This window comes from Pseudomonadota bacterium (genome assembly GCA_039028155.1).
In the GTDB taxonomy this organism is placed as follows: domain Bacteria; phylum Pseudomonadota; class Alphaproteobacteria; order SP197; family SP197; genus JANQGO01.
Genome location: JBCCIS010000001.1, coordinates 142500 through 167434, shown reverse-complemented (window position 1 = coordinate 167434; position 24935 = coordinate 142500). Strand labels below are relative to the sequence as shown.

At 63.8% G+C, this 24935-nt stretch carries 27 protein-coding genes and 1 pseudogene; 7 read left to right on the top strand and 21 right to left on the bottom strand.

All coding sequences use genetic code 11. The annotated features are described in order from the left end of the window. Window positions 1-106 precede the first annotated feature (106 nt). Window positions 107-1324, top strand: a complete 1218-nt coding sequence (locus AAF563_00840) for an MFS transporter (GenBank protein ID MEM7119786.1) — start codon at window positions 107-109, stop codon at window positions 1322-1324. Here AAF563_00840 and AAF563_00835 read toward each other — a convergent pair. The 10 genes from AAF563_00835 to AAF563_00790 all read right to left on the bottom strand — a co-directional run bounded on the left by AAF563_00835 (window position 1321) and on the right by AAF563_00790 (window position 9343). Beyond that, the gene (locus tag AAF563_00835; protein ID MEM7119785.1) at window positions 1321-2298 is read right to left on the bottom strand and encodes an ornithine cyclodeaminase family protein; all 978 of its coding nucleotides are present in this window, start codon (window positions 2296-2298) and stop codon (window positions 1321-1323) included. The two genes, AAF563_00840 and AAF563_00835, sit on opposite strands and share 4 nt — an antisense overlap. 5 nt (window positions 2299-2303) lie before the next feature. Continuing rightward, window positions 2304-3272 (bottom strand): ornithine cyclodeaminase family protein, encoded by a 969-nt coding sequence (locus AAF563_00830; GenBank protein MEM7119784.1) that lies wholly within the window; start codon window positions 3270-3272, stop codon window positions 2304-2306. A gap of 214 nt (window positions 3273-3486) precedes the next feature. Beyond that, window positions 3487-4362 carry a 3-hydroxybutyryl-CoA dehydrogenase gene (locus AAF563_00825; protein MEM7119783.1) on the bottom strand — a complete coding sequence of 292 codons (876 nt, stop codon included), beginning with the start codon at window positions 4360-4362 and terminating at the stop codon, window positions 3487-3489. 170 nt (window positions 4363-4532) lie between these two features. Next, window positions 4533-5486, bottom strand: coding sequence for an FAD-binding protein (locus AAF563_00820; protein MEM7119782.1), 954 nt, complete (start codon window positions 5484-5486; stop codon window positions 4533-4535). Continuing rightward, on the bottom strand, window positions 5486-6235 hold the full coding sequence (locus AAF563_00815; protein MEM7119781.1) for an electron transfer flavoprotein subunit beta/FixA family protein: 750 nt from the start codon (window positions 6233-6235) through the stop codon (window positions 5486-5488). The genes AAF563_00820 and AAF563_00815 overlap by 1 nt, the downstream gene beginning before the upstream one ends. Before the next feature lie 146 nt (window positions 6236-6381). Then, window positions 6382-6945 (bottom strand): cob(I)yrinic acid a,c-diamide adenosyltransferase, encoded by a 564-nt coding sequence (locus tag AAF563_00810; protein ID MEM7119780.1) that lies wholly within the window; start codon window positions 6943-6945, stop codon window positions 6382-6384. Next, the gene (locus AAF563_00805) at window positions 6946-7134 is read right to left on the bottom strand and encodes a twin transmembrane helix small protein (protein MEM7119779.1); all 189 of its coding nucleotides are present in this window, start codon (window positions 7132-7134) and stop codon (window positions 6946-6948) included. 86 nt (window positions 7135-7220) lie between these two features. Continuing rightward, window positions 7221-7817 carry a hypothetical protein gene (locus AAF563_00800; GenBank protein ID MEM7119778.1) on the bottom strand — a complete coding sequence of 199 codons (597 nt, stop codon included), beginning with the start codon at window positions 7815-7817 and terminating at the stop codon, window positions 7221-7223. A 12-nt stretch (window positions 7818-7829) separates the two neighbouring features. Further along, entirely contained in the window at window positions 7830-8240 is a 411-nt protein-coding gene (locus AAF563_00795; protein ID MEM7119777.1) for a VOC family protein, read from the bottom strand. Continuing rightward, window positions 8237-9343: a TauD/TfdA family dioxygenase gene (locus AAF563_00790; GenBank protein ID MEM7119776.1), complete on the bottom strand. Its 1107-nt coding sequence runs from the start codon at window positions 9341-9343 to the stop codon at window positions 8237-8239. The genes AAF563_00795 and AAF563_00790 overlap by 4 nt, the downstream gene beginning before the upstream one ends. A 156-nt stretch (window positions 9344-9499) precedes the next feature. Between AAF563_00790 and betC the strand changes: the two genes are divergently transcribed. Both betC and AAF563_00780 read left to right on the top strand, forming a co-directional pair. Continuing rightward, window positions 9500-11026, top strand: coding sequence for a choline-sulfatase (gene betC, locus AAF563_00785; protein ID MEM7119775.1), 1527 nt, complete (start codon window positions 9500-9502; stop codon window positions 11024-11026). Beyond that, window positions 11019-11495 (top strand): hypothetical protein, encoded by a 477-nt coding sequence (locus AAF563_00780; GenBank protein MEM7119774.1) that lies wholly within the window; start codon window positions 11019-11021, stop codon window positions 11493-11495. The genes betC and AAF563_00780 overlap by 8 nt, the downstream gene beginning before the upstream one ends. 12 nt (window positions 11496-11507) lie before the next feature. On the opposite strand, the gene AAF563_00775 is transcribed toward AAF563_00780, so the two are convergent. The 3 genes from AAF563_00775 to ccrA form a co-directional block, all read right to left on the bottom strand. After that, window positions 11508-12509, bottom strand: a complete 1002-nt coding sequence (locus tag AAF563_00775; protein ID MEM7119773.1) for a nitronate monooxygenase — start codon at window positions 12507-12509, stop codon at window positions 11508-11510. Between the two features lie 71 nt (window positions 12510-12580). After that, entirely contained in the window at window positions 12581-14242 is a 1662-nt protein-coding gene (locus tag AAF563_00770) for an acyl-CoA dehydrogenase family protein (protein ID MEM7119772.1), read from the bottom strand. A 53-nt stretch (window positions 14243-14295) separates the two neighbouring features. Then, window positions 14296-15579, bottom strand: coding sequence for a crotonyl-CoA carboxylase/reductase (ccrA, locus tag AAF563_00765; protein MEM7119771.1), 1284 nt, complete (start codon window positions 15577-15579; stop codon window positions 14296-14298). A 182-nt stretch (window positions 15580-15761) separates the two neighbouring features. Between ccrA and AAF563_00760 the strand changes: the two genes are divergently transcribed. Together AAF563_00760 and AAF563_00755 are read left to right on the top strand one after the other, a co-directional pair. Next, window positions 15762-17747 carry a methylmalonyl-CoA mutase family protein gene (locus AAF563_00760; protein MEM7119770.1) on the top strand — a complete coding sequence of 662 codons (1986 nt, stop codon included), beginning with the start codon at window positions 15762-15764 and terminating at the stop codon, window positions 17745-17747. Between the two features lie 53 nt (window positions 17748-17800). Further along, entirely contained in the window at window positions 17801-18244 is a 444-nt protein-coding gene (locus AAF563_00755; protein MEM7119769.1) for a hypothetical protein, read from the top strand. Window positions 18245-18337: 93 nt separating this feature from the next. Here AAF563_00755 and AAF563_00750 read toward each other — a convergent pair whose 3' ends face one another. The 5 genes and pseudogenes from AAF563_00750 to AAF563_00730 form a co-directional block, all read right to left on the bottom strand. Continuing rightward, a complete protein-coding gene (locus AAF563_00750) occupies window positions 18338-18493 on the bottom strand; it encodes a hypothetical protein (protein ID MEM7119768.1) in 156 nt (51 codons plus the stop codon). A gap of 81 nt (window positions 18494-18574) precedes the next feature. Beyond that, window positions 18575-18751: pseudogene (locus AAF563_00745) on the bottom strand (serine protease). 12 nt (window positions 18752-18763) lie between these two features. Further along, a complete protein-coding gene (locus tag AAF563_00740; GenBank protein MEM7119767.1) occupies window positions 18764-19765 on the bottom strand; it encodes a fatty acid desaturase in 1002 nt (333 codons plus the stop codon). Window positions 19766-19899: 134 nt separating this feature from the next. After that, window positions 19900-20109, bottom strand: a complete 210-nt coding sequence (locus AAF563_00735) for a cold-shock protein (GenBank protein ID MEM7119766.1) — start codon at window positions 20107-20109, stop codon at window positions 19900-19902. 300 nt (window positions 20110-20409) lie between these two features. Continuing rightward, complete coding sequence (locus AAF563_00730; protein MEM7119765.1) at window positions 20410-20661, bottom strand: hypothetical protein; 252 nt, start codon at window positions 20659-20661, stop codon at window positions 20410-20412. A gap of 187 nt (window positions 20662-20848) precedes the next feature. On the opposite strand from AAF563_00730, the gene AAF563_00725 reads away from it, so the two are divergent. Next, the gene (locus AAF563_00725; GenBank protein ID MEM7119764.1) at window positions 20849-22063 is read left to right on the top strand and encodes an aromatic ring-hydroxylating dioxygenase subunit alpha; all 1215 of its coding nucleotides are present in this window, start codon (window positions 20849-20851) and stop codon (window positions 22061-22063) included. Between the two features lie 203 nt (window positions 22064-22266). After that, entirely contained in the window at window positions 22267-22443 is a 177-nt protein-coding gene (locus tag AAF563_00720; protein MEM7119763.1) for a hypothetical protein, read from the top strand. Here AAF563_00720 and AAF563_00715 read toward each other — a convergent pair. From AAF563_00715 to AAF563_00705, 3 genes are read right to left on the bottom strand one after another with little or no spacing between them, the layout of a single operon-like run. Then, entirely contained in the window at window positions 22440-23390 is a 951-nt protein-coding gene (locus tag AAF563_00715) for an arginase family protein (GenBank protein MEM7119762.1), read from the bottom strand. The genes AAF563_00720 and AAF563_00715 overlap by 4 nt on opposite strands. Before the next feature lie 30 nt (window positions 23391-23420). After that, on the bottom strand, window positions 23421-24296 hold the full coding sequence (gene gluQRS / locus AAF563_00710; protein ID MEM7119761.1) for a tRNA glutamyl-Q(34) synthetase GluQRS: 876 nt from the start codon (window positions 24294-24296) through the stop codon (window positions 23421-23423). Beyond that, window positions 24293-24925, bottom strand: a complete 633-nt coding sequence (locus AAF563_00705; protein MEM7119760.1) for a LysE family transporter — start codon at window positions 24923-24925, stop codon at window positions 24293-24295. Before AAF563_00705 ends, gluQRS begins: the two co-directional genes overlap by 4 nt. Window positions 24926-24935: the final 10 nt, after the last annotated feature.

Here is a 24935-nt window from a genome sequence, read left to right as displayed (position 1 = left end):
AAGGCACCCGATGCAAGGATTCCCGCGCGCCCCGACGATTTCACATTGGCGGGTTTTCACCCTAGAAACAGTCGGACAAACCTTCTTGTCCGGTCGACCGCCTTTCATGCCCAGCCTTGCTTTCATCATTACGCGCGTTTTCGCGCCGTTCGCCCTGGGCTATTTCCTGTCCTATTCCTTCCGCACCGTGAACGCGGTTCTGGGTCCGGAGCTGGCCAACGACCTCGCCATTGACGCGGCGGGTATCGGCCTTTTGACAGGAGCCTATTTTCTCGCCTTCGCCGCGGCCCAGATCCCGCTTGGCATGGCGCTCGACCGGTTCGGACCGCGCCGCACGCAGACGGTGCTTCTGGGTGTCGCGGCCTTGGGTGCGTTGGCTTTCTCCTTCGGCGACGATGTCGGCAGCCTGGCGCTGGCCCGCGCGCTGATCGGCGCGGGCGTGTCCGGTTGCCTGCTTGCCTCGTTCAAGGCGTTTGCGCTGTGGCTGCCCAAGAGAAAGTTGCCGCTGGTCAACGGATACCTGCTCGCCTTCGGCGGCCTGGGCGTGGCAGCCGCCAGCGCACCGGTGCAATTTGCGCTGGACCACATGACATGGCGCGAACTGTTTCAGGTGGTCGCCGGTATGACACTGTTTGTCGCGATCATCATCTTCATCGCGGTGCCCGACCGAGAAGCGGAAGGCGAACCGCGAAGCATGGCCGATCAGTTTCGCGGCCTCGGCCAGATTTTCCGCTCGCGCTTGTTCTGGGGCACCGCGCCCCTGGTGATGACTGTGCAGGCGGCCTGGATGTCGATCCAGGCGCTGTGGCTGGGCGCCTGGCTTCGCGATGTGCCGGGTCTGAGCGGCCATGCCGCCGCCAACGCGCTGATGATCGGCGGCCTCGGCATGGTGAGCGGCTACGCGCTCTTGGGCGCCACCACCGAGCGGCTCGGCCGGCGCGGCGTGCCGACCCGCGCGGTCGCGGGATCCGGTGTCGCCGCGTTCATCGTGGTGCAGGCGCTGATCGTGTTGGAAGCGCCGGTGCCGCCATGGCTCTTGTGTTTCCTGTTCGGCTTCTTCGGCGGCGCGGCGACGATCTTTTATGCGGCGTTGACCCAGGACTTTCCGGTGGCGCTCGCCGGACGGGTCAACACGTCGATGGCGCTCTTCACCTTCGCAGGCGCGTTCCTGCTGCAGATCGGCTTCGGCTTTGTACTCGACTTTTTTCCGCTCGACGGCGGCCGTTACGCGCCGATCGGCTATCAGGTCGCGTTCGGGCCCTGGGTCGTCGTACAGGTCGTGGCATTCATCTGGCTTGTTGTTGCCTCACGGCAGCGCGGCTAGCGATCCAGTTCCAGCCCGACGCCTGCCTTCAAGGCGGCCTCATAGGCCAGCGAGGCAAGCGCCAGGTCACCCAGAGCCAAGCCTCGAAAGGCAAAGGCGATCCGCTCTTTCCGATTGCGCCGCACGGGGACGTCACCACACACGAGCCCGGTGAAATCGCCGGTGACGAGGCCGGGATCGATCAGGCGCCTAGCCGCGACGCGGTCTTGTTCCAGGTCGTCGATGATGATGCGGTCGAACGCCGGAAATGTCTCGGCACGCCATGGCCCATGCAGATCGGTAATCGCGGCAAAGGCGCCGGCGGAGAGCCAGCCGGCGTCGAGAAACGGTTCCAGACTGGGACCCGCCGACACCGCCGACACGATGATATCGGCACCGTCGACGGCCTCCTGCGCGCTGGCGCTGGCGATCGCCTCTATCCCTTTATCGCGGGCGAGGGCGCACAGGCGATCGCGGTTGGCGGCGCCACGCCCAAAGGCTCGAACTTCCCGCAACGGGTACAGGTCGGCGAAGGCATCGAGGTGGCTTCTTGCCTGTATGCCGCAACCGATGAACGCCATGGTGCTGGCGTCGTCCTTGGCCAGATAGGTCGCGGCGACGGCGCTGAGACCGGCTGTTCGGATCGCGGTCAACCAATTGCCGTCCATGATCGCGAGTGGCCGACCTGACACGCTATCGAGGACCACGACAAGCCCGCCAATCGAATCGAAGCCGCGGGTCTTGTTCGCAGGGTTAAGTCCAAGCGCCTTGACGGCGGCATAGGGCGGGTTGTCGGCGAGCGATAACGTGTTCATGACGTAACGGCCATCGCCCAGCGCAATGCCGCGTTTGCTGGCATTCCAAACACTGCCGGCGGCGCAGCCTTTGAAGAGCTTGTCTATGCGGGCGACCACGTCTGCCGTGGCGATATCGAGTGTCTCGAGTGCTGCTCGGGAGAGATAGAGAAGAAGATCGCCGGGGTTCAATTTGAACACATGGCCTAGCGTTCCAGCTCCACGCCAACGCCGGCTGCGCGGGCGCGCTCATAGGCGAGCCAGGCGAGCGCCAAGTCGCCGATGGCGAGGCCGCGGAAGATGAAGGCCGTGATCTCGTCGGCCGACTGACGGCCGGGGACGGTGCCGGCGCACAGCTGGGTGATATCTCCGGCGACGAGGGCAGGGTCGACTAGAGGCTCGGGCAACGTCCGTTCTTGCTCCAAATCGTCGACTATGATGCGCTCGATGGTCGGCATTGTGTCGTCGATCCAGGGCCCCGCGAGGTCGACGATGCCGGCGAAGGCGCCGGGCTTGAGCCAGCGGGCGTCGAGAAAGGGTTCCTTGACGAGACCATGGGGCACGGAGGTGATGACGATGTCGGCACCTTCGATCGCCGACTGCGCCGTCTCGCTTTTGATTGCCTTGAGACCCTTGTTCTCGGCGATCTCGCACAGCTTGTCGCGGTTGGCACTGCCGCGGCCAAAGGCGCGGATCTCCTTCAGCGGATAAAGTTCCGCGAAGACGTCGAGATGGCTTCGCCCCTGCACCCCGCAGGCGATGAAGGCGATGACTTCGCTGTCCGGGTCCGCCAAGTACTTGGCCGCGACCGCGGTGAGGCCCGCCGTGCGGATTGCCGTCACCCAGTTGCCGTCGATCACCGCGATCGGCCAGCCGCTGACGCTGTCGTGCAGCACCACCAGTCCGCTGATGGCCTCTAGGCCGCGCGACGGGTTCTCAGGGTTAAGACCCAAGGCCTTGATCGCCGCATAGGGCGGGTCGTCGGCGACCGACAGCGTGTTCATGAAGTAGCGCCCGTCGCCGGGCTCGATGGTCGTTTTGGGCGCGTTCCAGACCGTGCCCTGGGCTCGGCCCAAGAAAAGTTTCTCGGTAGCGTTGATGACGTCCTGGGCTGAAACGTCCAGGTTCTCGAGCACGCCACTGGGCAGGTAAAGCAGGGGATCGTCGGGTGTCATGATGGGCCGATCATATCAGCAGCGGGTTTGCGGGCGATAGCAGGATGAGTTGGATCCGACCCGCCCTCACGCGGCGGAGGAGCGAAGTGCGATCCGTTACCCACGACCACGCGCTGGGCCGGACACGGCACCGACCAAGTGCAAGCAGCCCGGCCCTCCCGTAGGTGGTCCGGGATGCGGAGGGGGTGAAGCGAAAAGACTGCCGAAGCAGATGTCAGCGGGTCGGGACCGGTTCGTCGCCGGTGTAATCGTAGAAACCCTTGCCTGACTTGCGTCCCAGCCAGCCCGCCTCGACATACTTAGCGAGCAGCGGGCACGGCCGGTATTTGCTGTCGGCGAGGCCTTCATAGAGCACCTGCATGACCGAAAGACAGACGTCGAGGCCGATGAAGTCTGCGAGTTCCAATGGCCCCATCGGATGATTGGCGCCGAGCTTCATGGCGGTATCGATCGACTCCACATTGCCCACGCCCTCATAGAGCGCGTAGACCGCCTCGTTGATCATCGGCAGCAGGATGCGGTTGACGATGAAGGCCGGGAAGTCCTCGGCGTTCGCCGGTTCTTTCTGCAGGCGAATGGTCAGCTCGCGGATCGTGTCGAAGGTTTCCTGGTCGGTCGCCAGGCCCCGAATCAGTTCGACCAGCTTCATGACCGGCACGGGGTTCATGAAGTGCATGCCCATGAACTTCTCGGGCCGATCGGTCGCGGCACCCAGCCGGGTGATCGGGATCGACGAGGTGTTGGAACAAAGGATCGCCTCGGGCTTCAGGTGAGGGACCAGCTCGGTGAAGATCGCCTTCTTCACCGCCTCGTTTTCGACCGCCGCCTCGATGACACAGTCGGAATCGCTGAAGCCCGAGAAGTCGTCGATGATCTCGATACGCTTCAGGCCGGCATCCATGTCGTCCTGGTTGATCAGGCCACGACGAACCTGACGCTCCATGTTCTTGGTGATCGTTTCCAATCCCTTTTCCGCCCGATCGCGCTCGGCGTCGAGCAGCTTGACGTCGAGACCCGACAGGGCACAGACGTGGGCGATGCCTGAGCCCATGGCTCCGGCGCCGATAACCCCAATGGATTGGATGTCCATGGTACTGACTAACCTTCCTTTTCGGTGCCCACCTTCCAGAGCGGATCGTTGTTGGGAGGAACCGGTTGACGGTTCCTCCTAACAAGGTGAATCCGCTCTATCTCGAAAAGTAGAGCAGATTCACCTGCCCCGACGGAAGCGCGATGCGTACCGTCAGGGCAAGATCTGCTCTAGCGGGCCTGAATACCCTTTTCGTTCAACTTGTCACGCAGCGCCGGCAGCGCCTCGAAGAGGTCTGCGACCAGGCCGAAGTCGGCGACCTGGAAGATCGGCGCTTCCTCGTCTTTGTTGATGCAGGCGATGACCTTGCTGTCCTTCATGCCCGCCAGATGCTGGATGGCGCCGGAGATGCCGACCGCCAGGTAAAGCTCTGGTGCGACCACCTTGCCGGTCTGGCCAACCTGATAGTCGTTGGGCACGTAACCGGCGTCGACCGCGGCGCGGCTGGCGCCAACGGCAGCACCCAGAATATCGGCGACCTCTTCCAGCATGTGGAAGTTATCGCCCGACTGCATGCCGCGGCCGCCCGAAATGACAACGCGCGCGGTGGTCAGCTCCGGACGTTCGCTGGACGATAGCGCGGCGCCTTCGAAGCTCGACAGGCCGGCATCGCCGGTGCCGTCAACCGCCTCGACACCGGCGGAACCGCCGGTTTCCTCGGCCGGCGCGAAGGCCGTCGTGCGCACGGTGACCAGCTTGACCGGGTCCGCCGACTGCACGGTCGCCATGGCGTTGCCGGCATAGATCGGACGCACGAAGGTATCGGCGCTCTCGACCTCGATGATGTCGGAGATCTGCTGAGCATCCAGCAGGGCCGCGGCGCGGGGCATGACGTTCTTGCCGGTCGTCGTCGCACCCGCCACCACGTGGCTATAGTTGGGCGCGAGCTTGGCGATCAGCGGCGCGACGTTTTCGGCAAGCTGATCCTTGTAGGCGGCATCCTGGGCGACCAGCACCTTGGAGACGCCGGCGACCTTGGAGCCCGCCTCGGCAACGGCGTCACAGCCGTCGCCGGCGACCAGCAGTTCGATGTCACCGCCCATGGCCTGGGCGGCGCTCACGGCATTCAACGTCGCGGGCTTCAGCTCCGCGTTGTCGTGTTCGGCATAGACGAGGATCGTCATCAGATCACCCCCGCATCGTCATGAAGTTTATCGACCAGTTCCTCGATGGAACCCACCTTGATGCCACCTTGGCGCTTCGGCGGTTCCGTCACCTTGAGCGTTGACAGGCGCGGCGCCGTGTCGACACCCAACTCGTCGGGCGTCTTCTTGGCGATCTCTTTCTTGCGCGCCTTCATGATGTTCGGCAGCGAGGCATAGCGCGGCTCGTTCAAGCGCAGATCGACGGTCAGGATCGTCGGCGTCTTCAACGCCACCGTCTCCAGGCCGCCATCGACCTCGCGAGTCGCCTTGATGCCGCCGTCGGCCAGTTCGACCTTGGAAACGAACGTGCCCTGGGCCCAGCCCAGAAGGCCCGCCAACATCTGGCCGGTCTGGTTGGCGTCGTCGTCGATCGCCTGTTTGCCCAGGATGACGATGTCGGGGCTTTCCTCGCCTACCAGCGCCTTCAGCATCTTGGCAACGGCCAGGGGCTCCAACTCGCCGTCATGGACGACATGGACGGCGCGGTCGGCGCCCATGGCCAGCGCCGTGCGCAGGGTCTCCTGGCTCTGCTCGGGGCCCATGGACACCGCGACAACCTCGGTCGCCGTGCCGGCTTCCTTCATGCGCACCGCTTCTTCAACGGCAATTTCGTCGAACGGGTTCATCGACATTTTTACGTTGGCCAGATCGACACCCGTTTGGTCCGCCTTAACGCGGACCTTCACGTTGTAGTCGATGACCCTTTTCACAGGGACCAAGACCTTCATCGCTTCCGTCTCCAGGACATCAGGGGAAAACAAGAGGGGCGGGTCAGGCCGCGCATTCCCGCTCATTTCGCAGGTGCGAAAACTAGGACCGCGCGGGACCGGATGTCAACGCGCAGAATCGTTGGCGTTCAAAATTGGGACAATTTCTACTGGGTGCTGCCCGGTTGCCACAAAACGTCGGCTGTGCCGTTGTCATTAAGGCGTCGCGCCAGGACGAACAGATGGTCGGAGAGCCGGTTCATGTATTTGACGGCCTCCGGGTTGACCTCCTCACTGCCCGCAAGCTCGGTCATCAGGCGTTCGCTGCGCCGCACAATGGTCCGCGCCAGATGCAGCCACGCCGCCGCCGGCTTGCCGCCGGGCAGGATGAACGAGGTCAGTGGATTGAGATCCTCGTTCATGGCGTCGATTTCGGCCTCCAGACGCGCCACCTGATCGGCTGTGACGCGCAGCGCGCCGGCCGCCCGCTTGGCGTCATGGGGCGTGCAGAGATCGGCGCCCAGATCGAACAAGTCGTTCTGGATGCGCGCCAGCATGGCGTCGTCCTCGCCCTCGGTATGCAGGCGCGCCAGACCTAGGACGCTGTTGGCCTCGTCGGCGGTGCCATACGCCGCGACCCTCAGATCGTGCTTGGCGACCCGCCGGCCGTCGCCCAGGGAGGTCTCGCCCTTGTCGCCGCCGCGGGTATAGATCTTGTCGAGTTTGACCACTCAGCTCGAGCCGCTGGCGAGCAGGGCAATCATGATCAACACCACGGTGATCGCCTGCAAGGCAACACGGGCCTGCATGATGCGGTTGCCGTACTTTTCGTTGAACTGACCGCCGGCAATAAAACCGCCCAGGCCCAGGAACAGGACAGCCAGGGTCGAGATGGCGAGAAGAATAATGATAACAGCCATAACAATATCCTTACGCGCGTCACGGTTACATGGATCGCCGCGCTTGGTCGATACCGACCGCTCTTACTCCAAATGTCCGGGGATGGCTAGGCGGGCGCGGTGTGGTCGCGGGCGAGGGTTTCCAGCATGACGCGATAGGCCTCAAAGCCAGGCACGGCTGTCTCCGGCGCCTTGCCTTCATCGTCCCACCGGCGCAGGCGGACCGCATCGTCGCAAAAGGGTAGGTTGGCGAACGCCTTGGCCTCGTCAGCGCTCATGATGCCGCCCTGCATGCGCATGGTGTGCTTGGAGGCGTCGGAAAGCTTGTCATAGTAGTCGGGTTCGATCGCGCACAGATAACGCTTGGCGTCTGCATGGAGCCGGATCGGTTCGGTCACGCCCGCCGGCAGCACGGGCGCCAGGATGCGCGCGGCAGCCAGATCATGGCGTTTTCTGAGGTCCATCTCGTTGTCGTTGTCGGGCGCGGGATCGACGTAATAGCCGACATCGTGCAGCAGCGCGGCGGCGATCAGCGCGTCATCGGCGCCGTCGCGTTGGGCGCAGGCGGCCGACTGCAACATGTGCTCGGCGATGGTGACTGGCTCGCCCAGATAGCTCGTTCCGGCTATTGCGGTGAATAAGGCTTCCAGCTTGTCGACGACATTGTCGGGTGTCAGATCGGATAGAAGGGGTTTTGCGATCATGGCGGTGTCTTCCTAAACAAGGATCTCAAGACCGTCCCACGGTTCGCGCCGCATCGCGTCAAGGCGCGTCGTCAGACTGCCGACATGAAGTTCCAGCTTGTGGCCGTCGGGATCGAGGAAGTAGAGCGACGCGCCCTCCGTGCTGTTGTCCTGGAAGACGGTGGCGCCGGACTGCCTGACCCGATCGGCCGTCGCGCTAAAGTCGGCGGCGGCGACGTCGAAGGCCATGTGGGTGTACTCCGGCAAGGGCGTCGACCGCACGCTGTCTTCGACCACGAGCGCCAGCCACAGGGCGCCCGCCTCAAGATAACAGCCGTCGTCCCACCGCGCGACCAGGCCACATCCCAGCACATCCGTGTAGAACGTGATCGAACGGTCGAGGTCGGAGATAGAGAGCGTGATGTGGTTGATGCCACGGATCATGCGTCCGCCCGCTCCAAGACCCGCAGTGTGCTCTCCAGCGAGTCCTTGTCGGCATAGCAGCCTTGCAGGTGCCGCCGGCCGGAGCCGCTGACGGTCCTGCGACCGTGTAGGACGCGCTGATTGTCGACGATGAAGAGATCGCCGGGGCCCGCCTTGAAGCCGACTTCCAGCGCGGGCCGCTGCAGCACTTCGGCGAAGCGGCGATAGGCGCGGTAGAAGGTAGGCATCAGATCGGCCGGCAGATCGAAGGTACCGATCGACCGGTTGTTGAAACGCACCTCCGCGACATCGCCTCTATCGTCCAGGCTGATGAGGCGCGCGCGGGTGACGAGATCGGCATCGTCGCTTGAAAACCGGAAGGGCACGGCATGACGGGTCAGAAGACCGAAGTCGTCGGGCGCCTCGTCGCGCAGAATGGCCGCCGCCTTGAAGCCGTCGACGACGACGGACTCGCCGCCGTCGTTGTCGGCGACCAGGCAATGCAGCAGCTGCAGGCCGGGCACCGGATCGCGATAGGGGTTGTCCGTATGGCAGGAGAGCCCCATGGGCGTGTAAGCAAGGTTGATAGGATCCGGTTCGGTCCGCACCTCGAAAAATCGCCCGTAGTTCGTTTCGCGCACGTAACCGAACAGTTCGGCGACCCCGCACACCGTTTCGGGCTCACACGGGGTCTCCTTCAGAAGCGCGAAACCCAGTTCGCTGATGGCCGCAAGCCAAGCGCGTTTGGTATCAGCGTCGCCGGTGACATCGCCAAAACGAAACGCGGGCATGGCGTCACGTAGTTTAGCCCCCCACAGGCGGCGCAGGTGGGCCGCGCCACGGGGTGCGGCATTCCGACGCAGCCAGTCGATGTCGTATCGCGCCTCGTGGCCATCCGGTGAAAAGCGGATCTCCACGATGCCGCCGCCATTGGTCACGTGGTCGATCGTTATGGTGTCGTCGATGTCGGTGATGTCGAAGAGCTTTTGGCCGTTGGCGTGGCGCGCATCCGGATTGGGTGAATTGTCGCGCAGCCAAATCGCATAGACCGTGTCGCGGCGGCCGTCGCTCCAGGCGAGCTCGAGGCGGTCGCCGGTATTGGTGAAACCGGTCAGGTCGGCCATGGCGGACCTCCGTTGTTGGCGCGCCGCATCATCGCGCTGTCGTGATGGCGGAGCAATCGGAAGATGCCCGCACTCTAACCATGAGTGGCGCAGATGGGCTATGGTCGTGACGCACAACTGCGGGCGCCGGCGGATCCGGGTCCTGGGAGCGACGGTTTGGCAAAAACACCCCACATTCTGATGATCCAGGCCGACCAGATGGCGGCCCGTTGTCTGCCCTTCTATGGCCATCAGGTGGTTCGCGCGCCGCACATGCAGGCGCTCGCGGAATCCGGCACGGTCTTCGACAGCGCCTACTGCAACTCGCCACTATGTGCGCCGTCCCGGTTTTCGATGATGGCCGGCCAGTTGGCCTCGCGCATCGGCGCCTTCGACAATGCCTCGGAGTTCGCCGCCGACATCCCGACCTTTGCCCACGTCCTCAGGCGCGCCGGCTACCGCACGTGCCTGGCCGGCAAGATGCATTTCGTCGGCCCCGATCAACTGCACGGGTTCGAGGAACGGCTGACAACCGATATCTATCCCGCCGATTTCCTATGGACACCCGATTGGCGCAAGGGAGTCGGCGAACGCTTCATGGATCTGACGCCGGTGCGCCAATCCGGTGTTTGCCGCCGTTCGGTCCAGCTTGATTATGACGAAGAGGTCGCCCACGAGGCCAAGCGGTTTATCTTCGATCACGCGCGCTCGGCGGACGAGCGGCCGATGGCGCTGGTCGTGTCGTTCACTCACCCGCACGATCCCTATGTCGCACTGCCCTACTACTGGAACCAATACGAAAACGCGGCAATCGATATGCCCGACGTGCCGTTTGTTCCGATCGAGGATCGCGACCCCCATGCCCGCGATCTCTCCCATCACCACGGCATGGACCTCTATACGCCGACCGAGGCCGATATCATCCGAACGCGCCGTGCCTACTACGCCAACATCACCATGATCGACGATTACGTTGGTCTCATGCTCTACACGCTGGAGCAGGCGGGCATGGCCGACGACACCGTCGTCGTGGTGACGGCGGATCATGGCGAGATGCTGGGCGAACGCGGCCTTTGGTACAAAAAGAACTTCTATGAGCCGGCCGCGCGCGTGCCGCTGATCATCCGCTTGCCCGGCCAGAAAGCATCAAGGGTCGGCGCCAACGTCTCCCTGGTAGACCTTATGCCGACCTTCGCGGCGATCGCGGAGACCGAGCTTTCCACTCTGCCGGATGTGCTCGACGGTTCCAGCCTGTTGCCGCTGATCGACGACACGTCGGAGGACTGGCCGGATTCGGTGATCGGCGAGTTGCTGTCGGAGGGCACCGCCGGGCCGATCGTCATGCTGCGCTGGGGCCGCTGGAAGTACATCGCGTCGAGCGCCTATCCGACCATGCTGTTCGACCTGAAGACCGATCCCGACGAACTGACAAACCGCGCCGGCGAATCAGCGCTGGCCGCGGTCGAACAGGCGTTCGCCGACGAGGTCGCGAAGCGCTGGGATTTCGAACACTTGACCGCCGCCATCATGGCAAGCCAGCAACGCCGGCTTGCGGTCGGCGCCGCCATGGCCGAGGGTAGGACGTTGAGCTGGGACCATCAGCCGATGCGCGATGCATCGGTGGCCTATTACCGGGGCGGCGATTCGCTGAGGGGTCTCAGCATCGGCGATGTCGACGAACGGGAGACGACGGACATTGAGTGACATGTATTTGAAGACGCTGCTGCAGTACTTCGAGGAAGAGGTCGCCGGCGAAGCGTACTTCCATGGCCTTGCCGAACACTTCGACGAGCCCGGCGCCAGTGACAAGCTGCATCTTCTGGGCGAGGTGGAACGCTGTGCGGCCAACAGCGTTCGGCCACTGCTCGCCAAGCACGGACTTGAGCAGCGCGACGATGCGGTGCTGATCGCCGAGGGCAAGAGCCACGTCGCCCGCCACCAGGATCTAAGCTGGCACGAGATGGTGACCTATATGGCGACCCGTTATCCGGGCTACATCGACGACTTCGAAGGGCTGGAAGCGATGGCGCCGGAGGAGGACCTGCCGGCGCTCAAGATCCTCACCGAGCACGAGCATGTCGCCATTGATTTCGCCAACCAGGAACTGGCCGGCAAGGACGACACGCCGGCCATCCTGCGCCGTTACATCGAGGCCTGCGACGCCAGAAGCTGAGTGTCCTAGTCTCTAGCTGTTGCCGATGCGCGAGATGATGTTGGCGGCATCGGACACTATCTCGTCCACGATGTCGGCGACCGGTTTCTCGTCGTTGATCAGACCGATGCTCTGGCCGGCATACAGGCACATCGCGGCCAAGTCGCCGGTCATGCCGTCATAGGGATCATCGGTGCTGTAGCGCAGGATCGGCTCACCGGTCGGGTGATGGGCGAGGACGTCGCCCTCATTGGGCCGTTCGCCAGGCGGCGGCCGGCCGGCGTCGATCCACGCTTGGACCGTTTCATTGACGAGCACGCGGTGTGGCGCGTCGGGCCAGCCGATATCGAACAGCGACGAATAGAGCGTGTCCGTCTCCTTGGCGGCGAGCATCCGCTCGCTGTAATCGGCGGGGAGCTTGTTTTCCTTCGACATGACAAAGCGCGTGCCGATCCAAGCGGCGCCGGCGCCAAGCGACAGGACGGCGGCCAGGCCCCGGCCATCGGCGATGCCACCGGCCGCGATGACATGGGCGTCAGGCACTGCGTCGACCACGGCTGGCACCAGGACCAGGGTGGAGACCTCGCCCCAGACATGGCCTCCCGCCTCGACCCCCTGGGCCACCACGATATCGACACCGGCATCGACGACGCGTCGGGCCTCTTCCGCTGAGCCGACCGTGTGCATCGCCAGCGCGCCGGCATCGTGGATGCGCGGCACCAAGGGCGCGGGATCGCCCCAGAACGTCGAGATCACGGGCACGCCCACTTCCAGGACGTAGTCAAAGTTGTCGTTCACGTCGTCATCCATAAGCGAGATGACGTAGTTGGCGGCGAAGGGGCGGTTGGTGCGCCGCTGGATGGCCGCGACAATGTCACTCGTCGAATCGTTGTTTAGCCACGTTGCCTGCAGCACGCCGAGCCCACCGGCGTTCGACACGCCGGCGATGACATCGGGCGTGGTGGAAACCGGCGCCTGAACGATCGGCCGTTTTATGCCGAGCCGTTCGCAGGTCGGTGTGGTGAGATCGGTCATCGACGCGCCCCTGAAAGAAATGACACGGCCATCCTAGCGGATGCCAGGCGAGAGCGAAGCGATGATCGCCGTTAGTTCGCGTCTGACAACAACCGCCGTGCAATAACGTGGGCCTGAATTTCGGCGGCACCCTCGAAGACGTTCAGGATGCGCGCGTCGCACAGGACGCGGCTGATCGGATACTCCATGGCGTAGCCGTTGCCGCCGTGGATCTGGACCGCATTGTCGGCACTGGCCCAGGCGACGCGGGCAGCGAGCAGCTTCGCCATGCCGGCCTCCAGGTCGCACCGCCGGCCCTGGTCCTTCTCGCGTGCGGAGAACCAGGTGAGCTGGCGCGCGATCATGATCTCGACCGCCATCCAGGCGAGCTTGTGGCCGACCCGAGGGAAGTCGTAAATCGCGCGGCCGAACTGCTGGCGTTCGCGGGCATAAGTCAGGCCCAGCTCCATGGCATTCTGGGCGACGCCGGTGGCCCGCGCCGCCGTCTGGATGCGCGCGGATTCGAAGGTCGCCATCAGCTGCTTGAAGCCCTGGCCTTCCTCCTCGCCGAGAAGGTTGGCGGCGGGCACCTCGAAACCGTCGAAACCGATCTCGTATTCCTTCATGCCGCGATAGCCGAGTACGGGGATCTCGCCGCCCTTCATGCCGTCGGCCGGGAAGGGGTCGGCATCGGTGCCGGCGGGCTTTTCGGCCAGGAACATGGAAAGGCCGCGATAGCCCTTCTCGTCCGGGTTGGTGCGCGCCAGAAGCGTCATCAGGTTGGCGCGCGCTGCGTGGGTGATCCAGGTCTTGTTGCCGGTGACGCGATAGGTGTCGCCGTCGCGCTGCGCGCGCGTTCTGAGCGAGCCGAGGTCGGACCCGGTGCCGGGCTCGGTGAAGACGGCGGTCGGGATGATGTCGCCGGAGACGATTCGCGGCAGCCACGCTTCCTTCTGCGACGGCGTGCCGCCGTGCAGCACCAGTTCGGCGGCGATCTCGGTCCGGGTGCCGAGCGAGCCGACGCCGATATAGGCGCGTGACAGTTCCTCGGTCACCAGGCACATGGCGGTCTTGTTCATGCCAAGCCCGCCGACAGCCTCCGGCACCGTCAGCCCAAAAACGCCCATCTCCGCCAGTTCCTCGATGACCGAGAGCGGAATCAGTTCGTCCTTCAGATGCCAGTCGTGGGCATAGGGCGTGACCTTGTCCTCGGCGAAGCGGCGGAACTGGTCGCGGATCATGACGTCGTCGTCGGCGAGGCCCGCATCGCCGAAACTGCCGGCATCGGCGGCCTCGGCGACCAGCCGTGCGATGGCGTCGCGCACCTCGGCGCTGTGCCCGTCTTTCAAGAGCGCGCTCACCTCCGGCGTATAGAAGGCGTGCAGGCTGGTGTCGTCGACGCCCATGTCGTAGGGGCGCACGATCTCGCCCTGGCTCATCGGGATGCCGCCGGCGATTTGCGCCAGGTATTCGCCGTAAGCCGCCTGCAGGATCAACGCTTCCAGCTCGCCCAGCCGGCCGGCCTCATCGAGCCGCTCCGCCCAACCGAGCATCTGGCGCAAGGCCTCCACATAGGTCGCCAGCCACGCCAGCCCGTGGGCCGCCGTCTGCTGACGATCCAGTGCCTTGGCGTCGATCTTGCCGTCATCTGTCGTCGCGAGACTGCGGACGGCAGCGCGCGCGGCGCCATAGAGCCCCTCGGCCGCGCCAAGCGCGCCGCGGGCGAGCGGCAGCAGGTTGTCGAGTGTCGCCATGCTTTCAGACCATCGCGTCAGACGAACGGTTACGCACCGCCCGCCTCAGGCGATCACCCTTCCAGCACGTCTTCAAGCGTGCGCAGGCCCGGACGGGGCGACTGGACGAGCACGGCCATGTTGCCGGGCTTGTGCTCGTTGGCGCGCATCTTCATGTGGGCGCGCGGAATGTCGTCCCAGCTGAACACTTCCGACATGCAGGGGTCGATGCGCCGCTCGATGACCAGCTTGTTGGCCTGGCTCGCCTGGGCGAGATTGGCGAAGTGGCTGCCCTGGATGCGCTTCTGGCGCATCCACACGAAGCGGGCGTCGAAGGTGATGTTGTAGCCGGTGGTGCCGGCGCAGAAGACCACCATGCCGCCGCGCTTCACGACGAAGCAGGAGACCGGGAAGGTCGCTTCGCCGGGGTGCTCGAACACCACGTCGACGTCGTTGCCCTTGCCGGTGAAGGACCAGATGGCCTTGCCGAACGCCCGGCACTTCTTCATGTATTCGCCGTAGGCCTTGGCGTCGCCGACTTCCGGCAGGCGGCCCCAGCAGTCGAAATCGTTGCGGTTGATGACGCCCTTGGCGCCGAGCGACATGACGAAATCCGCCTTGTCGTCGTCGCTGATGACGCCGATGGCGTTGGCGCCGGCGGTCGCGGCAAGCTGCACCGCGAACGAGCCGAGGCCGCCGGAGGCGCCCCAGACCAGGACGTTGTGGCCGGGCCGCAGGATATGTGGGCGATGGCCGAACAGCATGCGGTAGGCGGTCGCCAGGGTCAGGGTGTAGCAGGCGGCCTCTTCCCAGGTCAGGTGCTTGGGCCGGGGCATCAGCTGCTGGGCCTGGACGCGGCAGAACTGGGCGAAGCTGCCGTCCGGCGTCTCGTAGCCCCAGATGCGCTGGGTCGGCGAATACATGGGATCGCCGCCGTTGCACTCCTCGTCGTCACCGTCATCCTGGTTGCAGTGGACGACGACCTCGTCGCCGACTTTCCAGCGCTTCACCTTGGAGCCGACGGCCCAGATGATGCCCGAGGCGTCGGAGCCGGCGATGTGGAAATCGGCCTTGTGGACGTCGAACGGGCTGATCGGAATGCCGAGCGAGGCCCAAACGCCGTTATAGTTGACGCCGGCGGCCATCACGAGGACCAGGACCTCGTTGCTGTCGATCTCGGGAATCGGCAGGACTTCGACCTGCATGGCGGAATCGGGCTCGCCATGGCGCTCCCGGCGAATCGCCCAACCGTACATTTTTGACGGCACATGGCCCAGCGGCGGGATTTCGCCGACCTCGTAGAGGTCTTTTTCCGGCGCTTCGTAGTCAAAAGGCAGGACTTCAGCAGCCTCAGCCATGGTCTTCACTCCGTCTTTTTGTCAGGTCTGCCCCGTGCTGCATCGCAGCACACGACCGCCCCACGCCACCGTGGGGGCCGCAATTCTTTTTCGGCAGCGCAGCATTTGCAAGATTTTTTGCACTGCAGCATGATAGGCATCAGGATTAGACCAAAGGTGGCGAGGACCACAAGGACGGCACCATGACCGAGGTCAAGCGCGACCGGCCCTGGCTGATGCGCACGTATTCGGGCCACAGCACGGCCAAGGCGTCGAACGAGCTGTACCGCACCAATCTGGCGCGCGGTCAGACCGGGCTCTCCATCGCCTTCGATCTGCCGACCCAGACCGGCTACGATTCCGATGACGATATCGCGCGCGGCGAGGTCGGGCGTGTCGGCGTGCCGGTGAGCCATCTGGGTGACATGGAGACCCTGTTCGACGGCATCCCGCTCGACCAGATGAACACGTCCATGACCATCAACGCGACGGCGGCCTGGCTGTTCTCCCTCTATATCGCGCTGGCCGACAAGCGCGGCGTCGACCGGACGGCGCTTTCGGGCACGATCCAGAACGACATCGTCAAGGAGTACCTGTCGCGCGGGACCTATATCTTCCCGCCCAAGCCGTCGCTGAAGCTGATTACCGACACCATCACGTTCTCGGTCGCCGAGACGCCGAAGTGGAATCCGGTGAACGTCTGCCCCTATCACCTGCAGGAAGCCGGCGCGACGCCGGTGCAGGAGATTGCATTCTCGCTGGCGACGGCGATCCAGATCCTCGACGACGTCAAGGTATCGGGCGCGATCAAGCCGGAGGCGTTCGATCAGGTCGCGGGCCGCATCAGCTTCTTCGTCAACGCGGGCATCCGGTTCGTCACCGAGATGTGCAAGATGCGCGCGTTCACCGAGTTGTGGGACGAGATCACCGCCGAACGTTACGGCGTCACCGATCCGAAGCTCAGGCGCTTCCGTTACGGCGTTCAGGTGAACTCTCTGGGGCTGACCGAGCAGCAGCCGGAAAACAACGTCTATCGCATCCTGCTTGAGATGCTGGCGGTCGTGCTGTCGAAGAACGCGCGCGCCCGCGCCGTTCAACTGCCGGCGTGGAACGAGGCGCTCGGTCTGCCGCGTCCCTGGGACCAGCAATGGAGCCTGCGCCTGCAGCAGATCGTCGCCATGGAGACGGACCTTCTGGAGTTCGCCGACATCTTCGACGGCAGCACGGAGATCGCCGCCAAGGTCGCCGCGCTGAAAGACGAGGCGCGCGGCGTCATGGCGGATATCGCGTCGCTGGGCGGCGCGGCGGTCGCCGTTGAATCAGGCTTCATGAAACAGGCGCTGGTCGAATCGAACAGCAAGCGTGTCGCCGACATCGAGTCCGGCGACAAGCCGGTTATCGGCGTCAACGTCTTCACCGAAAGCGCGCCCTCGCCGCTGACGGCAGGTGATGACGGCGGCTTCATGACCGTCGCGACATCGGCCGAAGACGAGCAGATGGCGGCGATCAAGGCATGGCGTGAGGCCCGCGACGGCGCCGCGGCGGAGACGGCAATCGCCGCGCTCAAGGCGGCGGCGGCCGAGGGCCAGAACATCATGGAGCCGTCGATCGCCTGCGCGAAGGCCGGCGTTACGACGGGCGAGTGGGGCCGGGCGCTGCGCGAGGTTTTCGGCGAGTACCGCGCGCCGACCGGCTTGAGTGCCGCCGGCGCCGCGCCGGAAGGCGGACTGGAAGAGGCACGCGCCCATGTCGAGGCGGTGTCCGGCCGGCTTGGCCGCCGCCTTAAGCTGCTGGTTGGCAAGCCCGGCCTGGACGGTCATTCCAACGGCGCCGAGCAGATCGCGCTGCGCGCCCGGGATTGCGGCATGGAGGTCGTCTATCAGGGCATCCGCCTGTCGCCGCGCCAGATCGCCGCCGCGGCCCAGGAAGAAAGCGTGCACGTCGTCGGCCTGTCGATCCTGTCGGGCGCGCACATTCGCTTGGTCGCCGATGTTCGCAAGCTGATGGAAGAGATGGGCTGTGGCGACATTCCCATCATCGCCGGCGGCATCATCCCCGCCGAAGACGAGGCGGCGTTGAAGGCGGCCGGCGTCGCGGCGGTCTATACACCGAAAGACTTTGAGCTGACGCGCATCATGAAGGACATCGCCGACCTTGCCGAGGCGCAGTTGCCAACGGCTGCGGAATAGCCGCCTCTGGCGCTATACTGAACGTTCATCGACCGTTTTAGGGAGCGATCGTTATGGCCGCACGAAGCCTGGGTTTGTTTGCCGTTATCTTCTCGCTGACGTTGGCATCGGCCAGCGCGTTGGCCGAACAGCAATGGCCGGATCTTCTCGGCACATGGGAAGGACACACCGAAACGATCGCTTCCGGCAACACGACCCATGCCGGTAGCGGGGCCGCCGAGACGTCGCGTGTGGTCGACACCAAGTTCATCATTCATGTGAACCATCAGACCGGTAAGAGCTTCTCCGGCACCATCGAGTCGGAGGGCACGCACGGCCAGAAATCGCACTTCGTCGGCACCTTCACCGACGGCCAGCACACCGCCAAGGTGGTCGACAAGAGCGGTGTCCACGAGTTCCACCTGATCGGCAAGAACGAGGCGAAGTTCTGCTACACCGAGAGCTACCACGACGGCCAAGCGATCGGCTGTGGCAGCTTCCACCGGTTGCTGCAGTAGGCGTGGCCGGCGTGGTCGGCTTTTCGATCATCGCCGTCCGAAGGAGCACGTCGCGCACATTGTCCAATCGTGGCGTCGACCCTGCCAGCCAGCTTAGTCGTCGGGTGAAACCGACCGTGGGGGATCGGTGTCCTCATCCTTTTTGATGTCGGCCTTTTCTTGTTTTGCGGCGAGCCGAGCGGCCTTCTTCGCCGCCTTCTGTCGCTCCCGCTCGGCTTTCTCGAATCGGTAGTTAGGCTTTCTTGCCATCAACATCTCCCTTGGTTGCGCCAACGGGGACAACACCATGAGCGCTACGCGTCACGCGGTCAGAACGAGAAGAGTGTCTGCTTACCACGCACAGTTTAGTCCGAGCACCTCATCGAGCACTAAGTCTCGGGTTCTGACATTCAGCCGTGCCGAGTGAACGCCAGGTAGCAGCCACGGCAGATCGCCCAACACTGGCGCGGACTCTGCCACGCGCATCACGACTGGTTCACCGCAGGTGCCGCGATGCGTGGGAGCATCGGCCGATCCGTTCTATCTTCGCGATAACTCCCGGAACGACACCATCCGTTGCAGACGCTCATCCCAGAGTACGCAGGACATCGCCTTGAACGCCGACGACAGGGTCATTACCGGCACGTCACGGAATTCAGGGACGCTGTCATGACACTGCTGCAGACGATAGTTCGGGATTTTCGGGCTGAGGTGATGGACGTGGTGAAGACCGATATTGCCTGTAAACCACTGCAGCACACGCGGCAGGCGCAGATAGTTTGAACCCTTGAGCGAGGCGCTAAGGAAGCTCCAATCCTTCTGCCGCAGCCAGGCCGTGTGGTCCGAGCGGTGTTGGATCGAAAACAACCAGACGCCGATGATCGAAGCCATAACAATGATGGGCAGTTGCACTTCGGCGAGTGGTCCGAATCCGACGGCCCAACCGACAGCGACTACCAGAGCGATCAGCGCCAAGTTGGTCAAATAGACCCCGACACGCTCCCAGCGCCAGTGTGCTGGCAAGTCGAAGGGAAATCGATAAAGGATCAAGAAGACAAGAGGCGGCACGACCAGATTGGCGACGATCGGATGACGACTGATGCGGTACCAGCGTTGCTGCCAGGGTCCCAGCGATTGGTATTCGTCGACGGTAAGGCAGGAGGAATAAATGTCAGCGCCGGACTCGCGGCGATCCAGATTGTTCCAGCTGCCATGATGGCCGGCATGCTGGCGGCGCCAGGACGGATAGGGCGTCAAGGTGAACAGGCTGCAGAGAAGACCCAGCGCATCGTTCATAGGGCGCGACCTGAAGAACGCGCCGTGTCCACAATCGTGCTGGATGATAAACACGCGCACCAGCAACCCCGCAGCAAGCGGAGCAATCGCAAGAGAAATCCAAAAAGAGACGCCGACGGTCGCATACATGGCCGCACAGGCCGCGAGGTAACCCCCCAGTGTGACCAGGATCTGCGTCAGGCTCTCCTGAAGAACGGGTGCCTGGAACCGCGAGACCTGTCGTCCGATCCTGCGAAAAGCAGCCACATCCCGGTCCCGATTGCGCATCTCTGTACGCGTTAGGACCGCATGGTACGTCTTTGCGCGCCGTCAGCCAGCGTCGCGCAAACGAAGCCCGCCGGGGGCGGGTCTTCGAGATATGTCGGTGACGTCACAACCCGTCAGCTTAAAACTTCCAGGTTCTCGGCCGATGTCTTGCCGTTCTGGTTGCTCTGCAGCTCGTAGCTGACCTTCTGGCCTTCGCTCAGGCCATGCAGGCCGGCGCGCTCTACCGCAGAGATGTGGACAAAGGCATCTTTGGAGCCGTCCTCCGGCTCAATGAAACCATAGCCCTTGGCGCTGTTGAACCACTTCACGGTTCCTGTCGTCATAGATTTTCCAATCAACATGTCATGCCCGCCGGGCACAGTGCCCTGCGGGTCCAGGTCTACCGAAATCTTTTGGAGAACGGTATAGGTCGCCGCTGCGATATTGCACATCGTGTGTCGTCGCACGGCTGTCCTGCTGCATTACATGGTTCGCATTGTAACGAATGTCAACGTGTGCAGGCGCCGCACCGAATCTGAAAGATCGCTGTCACGTACTGCCAAATGGAGCGCCCGGACGGCCGCCAAGCCATCGGCTGTGGCAGCTTGCACCGGCAACTGCAGTATGCGTAGGAAGGTCGGACGTCAGGCCAGCCGCCACGTCAGGTCGGCCCAGACATACCAAGCGCCGAAACCGCCCCACATCGCGGTGATGAACCAGAAGAGCACGGGGTTCTGACGCCGGCTGATCGTCTCGACGATGAAGGCCTGGCCACCTTGAATGCTAGTCACGGCCCAGTAGACGAAGAGTACGCCCCAGACCCAGTACCACTCGTAATAGCTGGCGATCGCCAGCACGACGAGCGCGGCCGCCGTGAACCATTTGATGTTCTTCATCGGTAACGTCTCCCAAAAAGCCAAACAGCGGCAATCGTTGATTGTCACCATTGAAAATCTATGGGTGTGATAATAGATTGTCAAGGGTGACAATATTTGCGAGGCTATGCTGACTGCTGAGATGGCTTCGCGGCATCGTTGGCCCATGGCCGCCGGTGCCACCCGCCAATTCTTTGAAGGAGCCCATATGGCCGCGCCACGCGAACTGCCCGCCGTGCCCCAACAACTTCTGCCGCGCGAAGCGTACATCGATGACGCTTGGTGCGAACGAGAACGCCATGAGTTGTTCGCCAACACCTGGTCGTTCGCCGGCGTGACCTATGACTGGAATGAAGCCGGTGATTTCAAGACCGTTCAGGTTGGCCCCTACCCGCTGTTCGTCCTGCGCAACAAGAAAGGCGAACTGCAGGCATTCCATAACCTGTGCCGTCATCGCGGCACCGAGTTGTTTGAAGGCTGCGGCAACACCGGTCGTTCGATCGTCTGTCCCTATCACACGTGGACCTATGACCTTGACGGAACGTTTCGTGGCATGCCGAAGGAAACGACCTGCTTTCCGGATATCGACAAGACGACGCTGAACCTGAAACCAGCGTCGCTCGGCGTGTTCAAGGGGCTCGTCTTTGTCCATCCCTCCGCGCAGCCGGACGAGAGCTTCGAGACCTGGCTCGCGGACCTGCCCGACCACGCCTGGCCGCACGACATCACATCGCCGGCGCTCCACGAAAGCGGCGCTGACGTCATCTATGAAATGAAGTGCAACTGGAAGGTCTTCTTCGAGAACGCCATCGACGGCTATCACCTAGCCTATTTGCACAAGAACACGCTGGGCGGTCCGGTCGCCGACAAGAACCTGTGGGAAGTGCGCGGGCGCCACCTCGTCTGGTATTCGACCGAACAGGACGGCACCAAGAACCGGCTGCCCAAAATGGTCGAGGACAACTATGCCGACTACAAGGGCACGCGGGTCGAGGGCGCGGATGAGCCCGGTTACGGCGGCGTCTACATGCTGTTTCCCGATATCGTGATTACCGCCAGCCCCTATTCGTTTTCGATCTCCACGCTGGAGCCCGTCGACGCCAACACAACGCTGCTCAAACTGCGCATGTGGTCGGCGAAGAAATGGTCTCGCGCCAAAGACCGAGCCAAAGAGATCCCCGGCTACGACCCCGAGAGCGGCCGGATCAAATCGTCCCATTGGAAGGTTCATCCGCTGGAGACCGGCGACTTTCAGACCGAGGACGTGTGGGTGTGCGAAAAGATGCAGCGCTCGCTTCGCTCCCCGGCCTATCAGGTCAGCCACCTCGCCCGCGGTGCCGGCGGCGAGGCCTCGCTCACGTTTTTCCAGCAATGCGTTCTGGACTATGTGCCGCTGGACACCATGCGAGCGGCCGCGGAGTAGTCGAGCCCCCCTGATGATCAGGCATGCGGTTTTGTGAAGCATTGAGATGCCGACGTGACGGTAGTCACGCCGTTTTCGGCGTGATCTGACGGTTTCTTAACACTTTTGCGCGGGTTGTGATCCCAGTCACGCGCCTGGGGCGGCGGGCCGGGCCATATTCAAGCTAGCGGACAAGGCGTTCTGCGACCTTGGAGATGGACGCGATGGAAAACACGGCCCCGCAATATGTACGCGACGACATTGTCGCGGTGCAGTCGGACCTCGATCGGATCGAGGCGCAGCTTGAGTTTCTGCGCGCCACCCTGATCGAACTGCTCGGCGACGACGCCGAGGCCGTGTTGCGTCGGAACAGCCAGACCGAGATGCCTTCCGTCGCCTAATCGTCCTGCGGCCCGCCCGGCACGCGGCAGGCCAACACCATACATTCCAACATAACGCAGCCGGCCAGATAGGCGGTCATGCCGCCTTGATCGTGGGGCGGGCTGACCGTGTTGATGTCAAAGGCGACGAAGTCGAGGCCGGCCAGCGCCTGCAGAAAGCCAAGCTCCTCGGCAGCCGTCCAGCCACCCCAGGTCGGCGTCGCCACGCCGGGCGCACAGGACGGATCGAACGTATCCATGTCAAAGCACAGATAGACCTTGCGGCCCTTGAGCCGCTGGTGGAGGTCGGCGATCACCGCCCCGAAACCCTGGGCGCGCAGGTCCCGGTCGGGGATGAGCGTGTGGCCCAGGCCGCGCGTATGCTCGAACACGCCGCCCATGAAGACTGGCCCGCGCGCGCCCAGATGAATGGTGGCGTCGGTGTCGATCAGGCCTTCGTCGGTCGCACACGTAAACGTCGTTGCCGTCGTGTGACGATCCTGTCCGACAATCGGGTAAGCGTCGGTATGGGCATCGACATGGAGCAGGGCGAGGTCGGGATAGACCCGTTTCATGGCGCGCAGCTGCGGCAGGCTGACCGACCCGTCGCCGCCCATGGAGAGCGTCTTTAGTCCGCGCGAGACGATACGCCAGCTCGCTTCCTCCATGACCTCGAAGGATTGCTCCAGACGTCCCGGCGAACACGCGGCGTCACCGCAGTCGATGGCGCCCAATTCCTCCAGCGGATTGAAGTCGGCGATCGGCGGCTGGTAGGGGCGGACCAGGCCGGACTGCTCGCGGATCGATGACGGGCCCAGGCGTGATCCGATGCGGGTCGGATGCACGCCGCAGTCGAACGGCATGCCGAGCACGGCAAGCTGGGCGCCGGACACGTCATAGCGGTTCGGCAAACCCATGAAGCCGCCGGTCGGTCGGAAGATTGCTGAGTCGAAGATCGTGTCGGTCATGTTGCCCAACCCCTGTCGTCCTTGTGCAGCCTATCCTGAACCTGCGGATGATGCCGCCAAACGTTCGGCCATGGCGATGACCTCTTCGGGCGTGTGGCCGGCTTCGCGCAGCGCCTGCAGCGTGACCGCGCGATCGCGCTTGGCAAATCGCTTGCCGTCGGCATCCAGCAGCAGGCCATGATGATCATAGGCAGGCGCGTCATAGCCGAGCAGGGCTTGCAATACCCGGTGGATCGGCGTGGCGTGATAGAGGTCGCGCCCCCGGTTGATCAGAGTGACACCCTGGATGTGGTCGTCGACAGTGACGGTCAGGTGGTAACTCGCCGCCGTCTCCTTGCGCGCGACGACGACGTCGCCGTTTGCCATGGGATCGACGGTGATCTCGCCCTCGGTTTTCTCGCGCCAGGTAAGCGGGCCGGTGTGCGCCGCGGCCTTCTCCATGTCGAGGCGCAGGGCGTAGCTTTCGCCGGCCTCGATGCGCCGCTGACGTTCGTCGTCGCTGAGGGACCGGCACGTACCGGGGTAGATCAGGCCGAGCGGGCCGTGGGGCGCGCTGGCGCTGGCCCGGACCTCGTCGCGGATTTGGCGCCGCGTGCAGAAACAGGGATAGACGAGACCGGCTTCCTGAAGCCGGTCGAGCGCGGCGCGATAGTCGTCCAGGTGGTCGGACTGGCGGCGCACAGGACCATACCAAGTAAGCCCGAGCCAGGTCATGTCGTTGAGGATCGCCTGTTCATGCTCCGGGCGGCATCGCGCGCTATCGATGTCCTCGATCCTGAGCAGGAAGCTGCCGTCGGGTTCTGCGCGGGCAGCGCGCCAACCCATCATCGCCGACCAAGCGTGGCCGATATGTAGCAGGCCGCTTGGGCTTGGCGCAAAGCGCGTGATTAACGTCGCCGGACTCACGACCCCGGCCCGTGCCGGGCACCGACCAGCGCGGCGACGCCAAAGGCGGTGATCAGGGCGCCGGCGATCCGGTTAAGCCACAGCATGACGCCGCTTGTGACACGCCTGCGCACCAGCGTGACGGCGCCGCACAACACGATCCACCACAGATATGATCCCAGAAACACACCGGCGGTCATGGTGATCGCGGTCGTGTGGTCGCTGCCTGGTTCAACCAAGCCCAGCCCGGCGAAGATCGCCGCGAAGGAAAGGATGGTCATCGGGTTGGTGATGGTAAGGCCCAGCATGGTGAAGAAACCGCCGCCCGGACCGCGCTCACCGGCCATGGGGCCGTTCTGACGGCTCTCCTTGAAGAAGATCCTGAGACCCAACCAGACCAGGAAGGCGCCGCCGATGAGGCGCAGCCAGAACTGGTGCTCGATCAGCGCCGTGCTTATGGCGGTCAGACCGAACGCCGCGACCGCGCCATAGAACCCATCGGCGGCCGCGATACCCAGCCCGCCGGAAAGACCTGCCATGTAACCTTGGGCCAGGGTTCGCCGGATCAAGATAACACTCATCGGCCCCATGGGCGCCGCGACCGCGAGGCCCATGGCGAGGCTTTTGAGAAACAATGCGGGATCGACCATCGGGAACCCT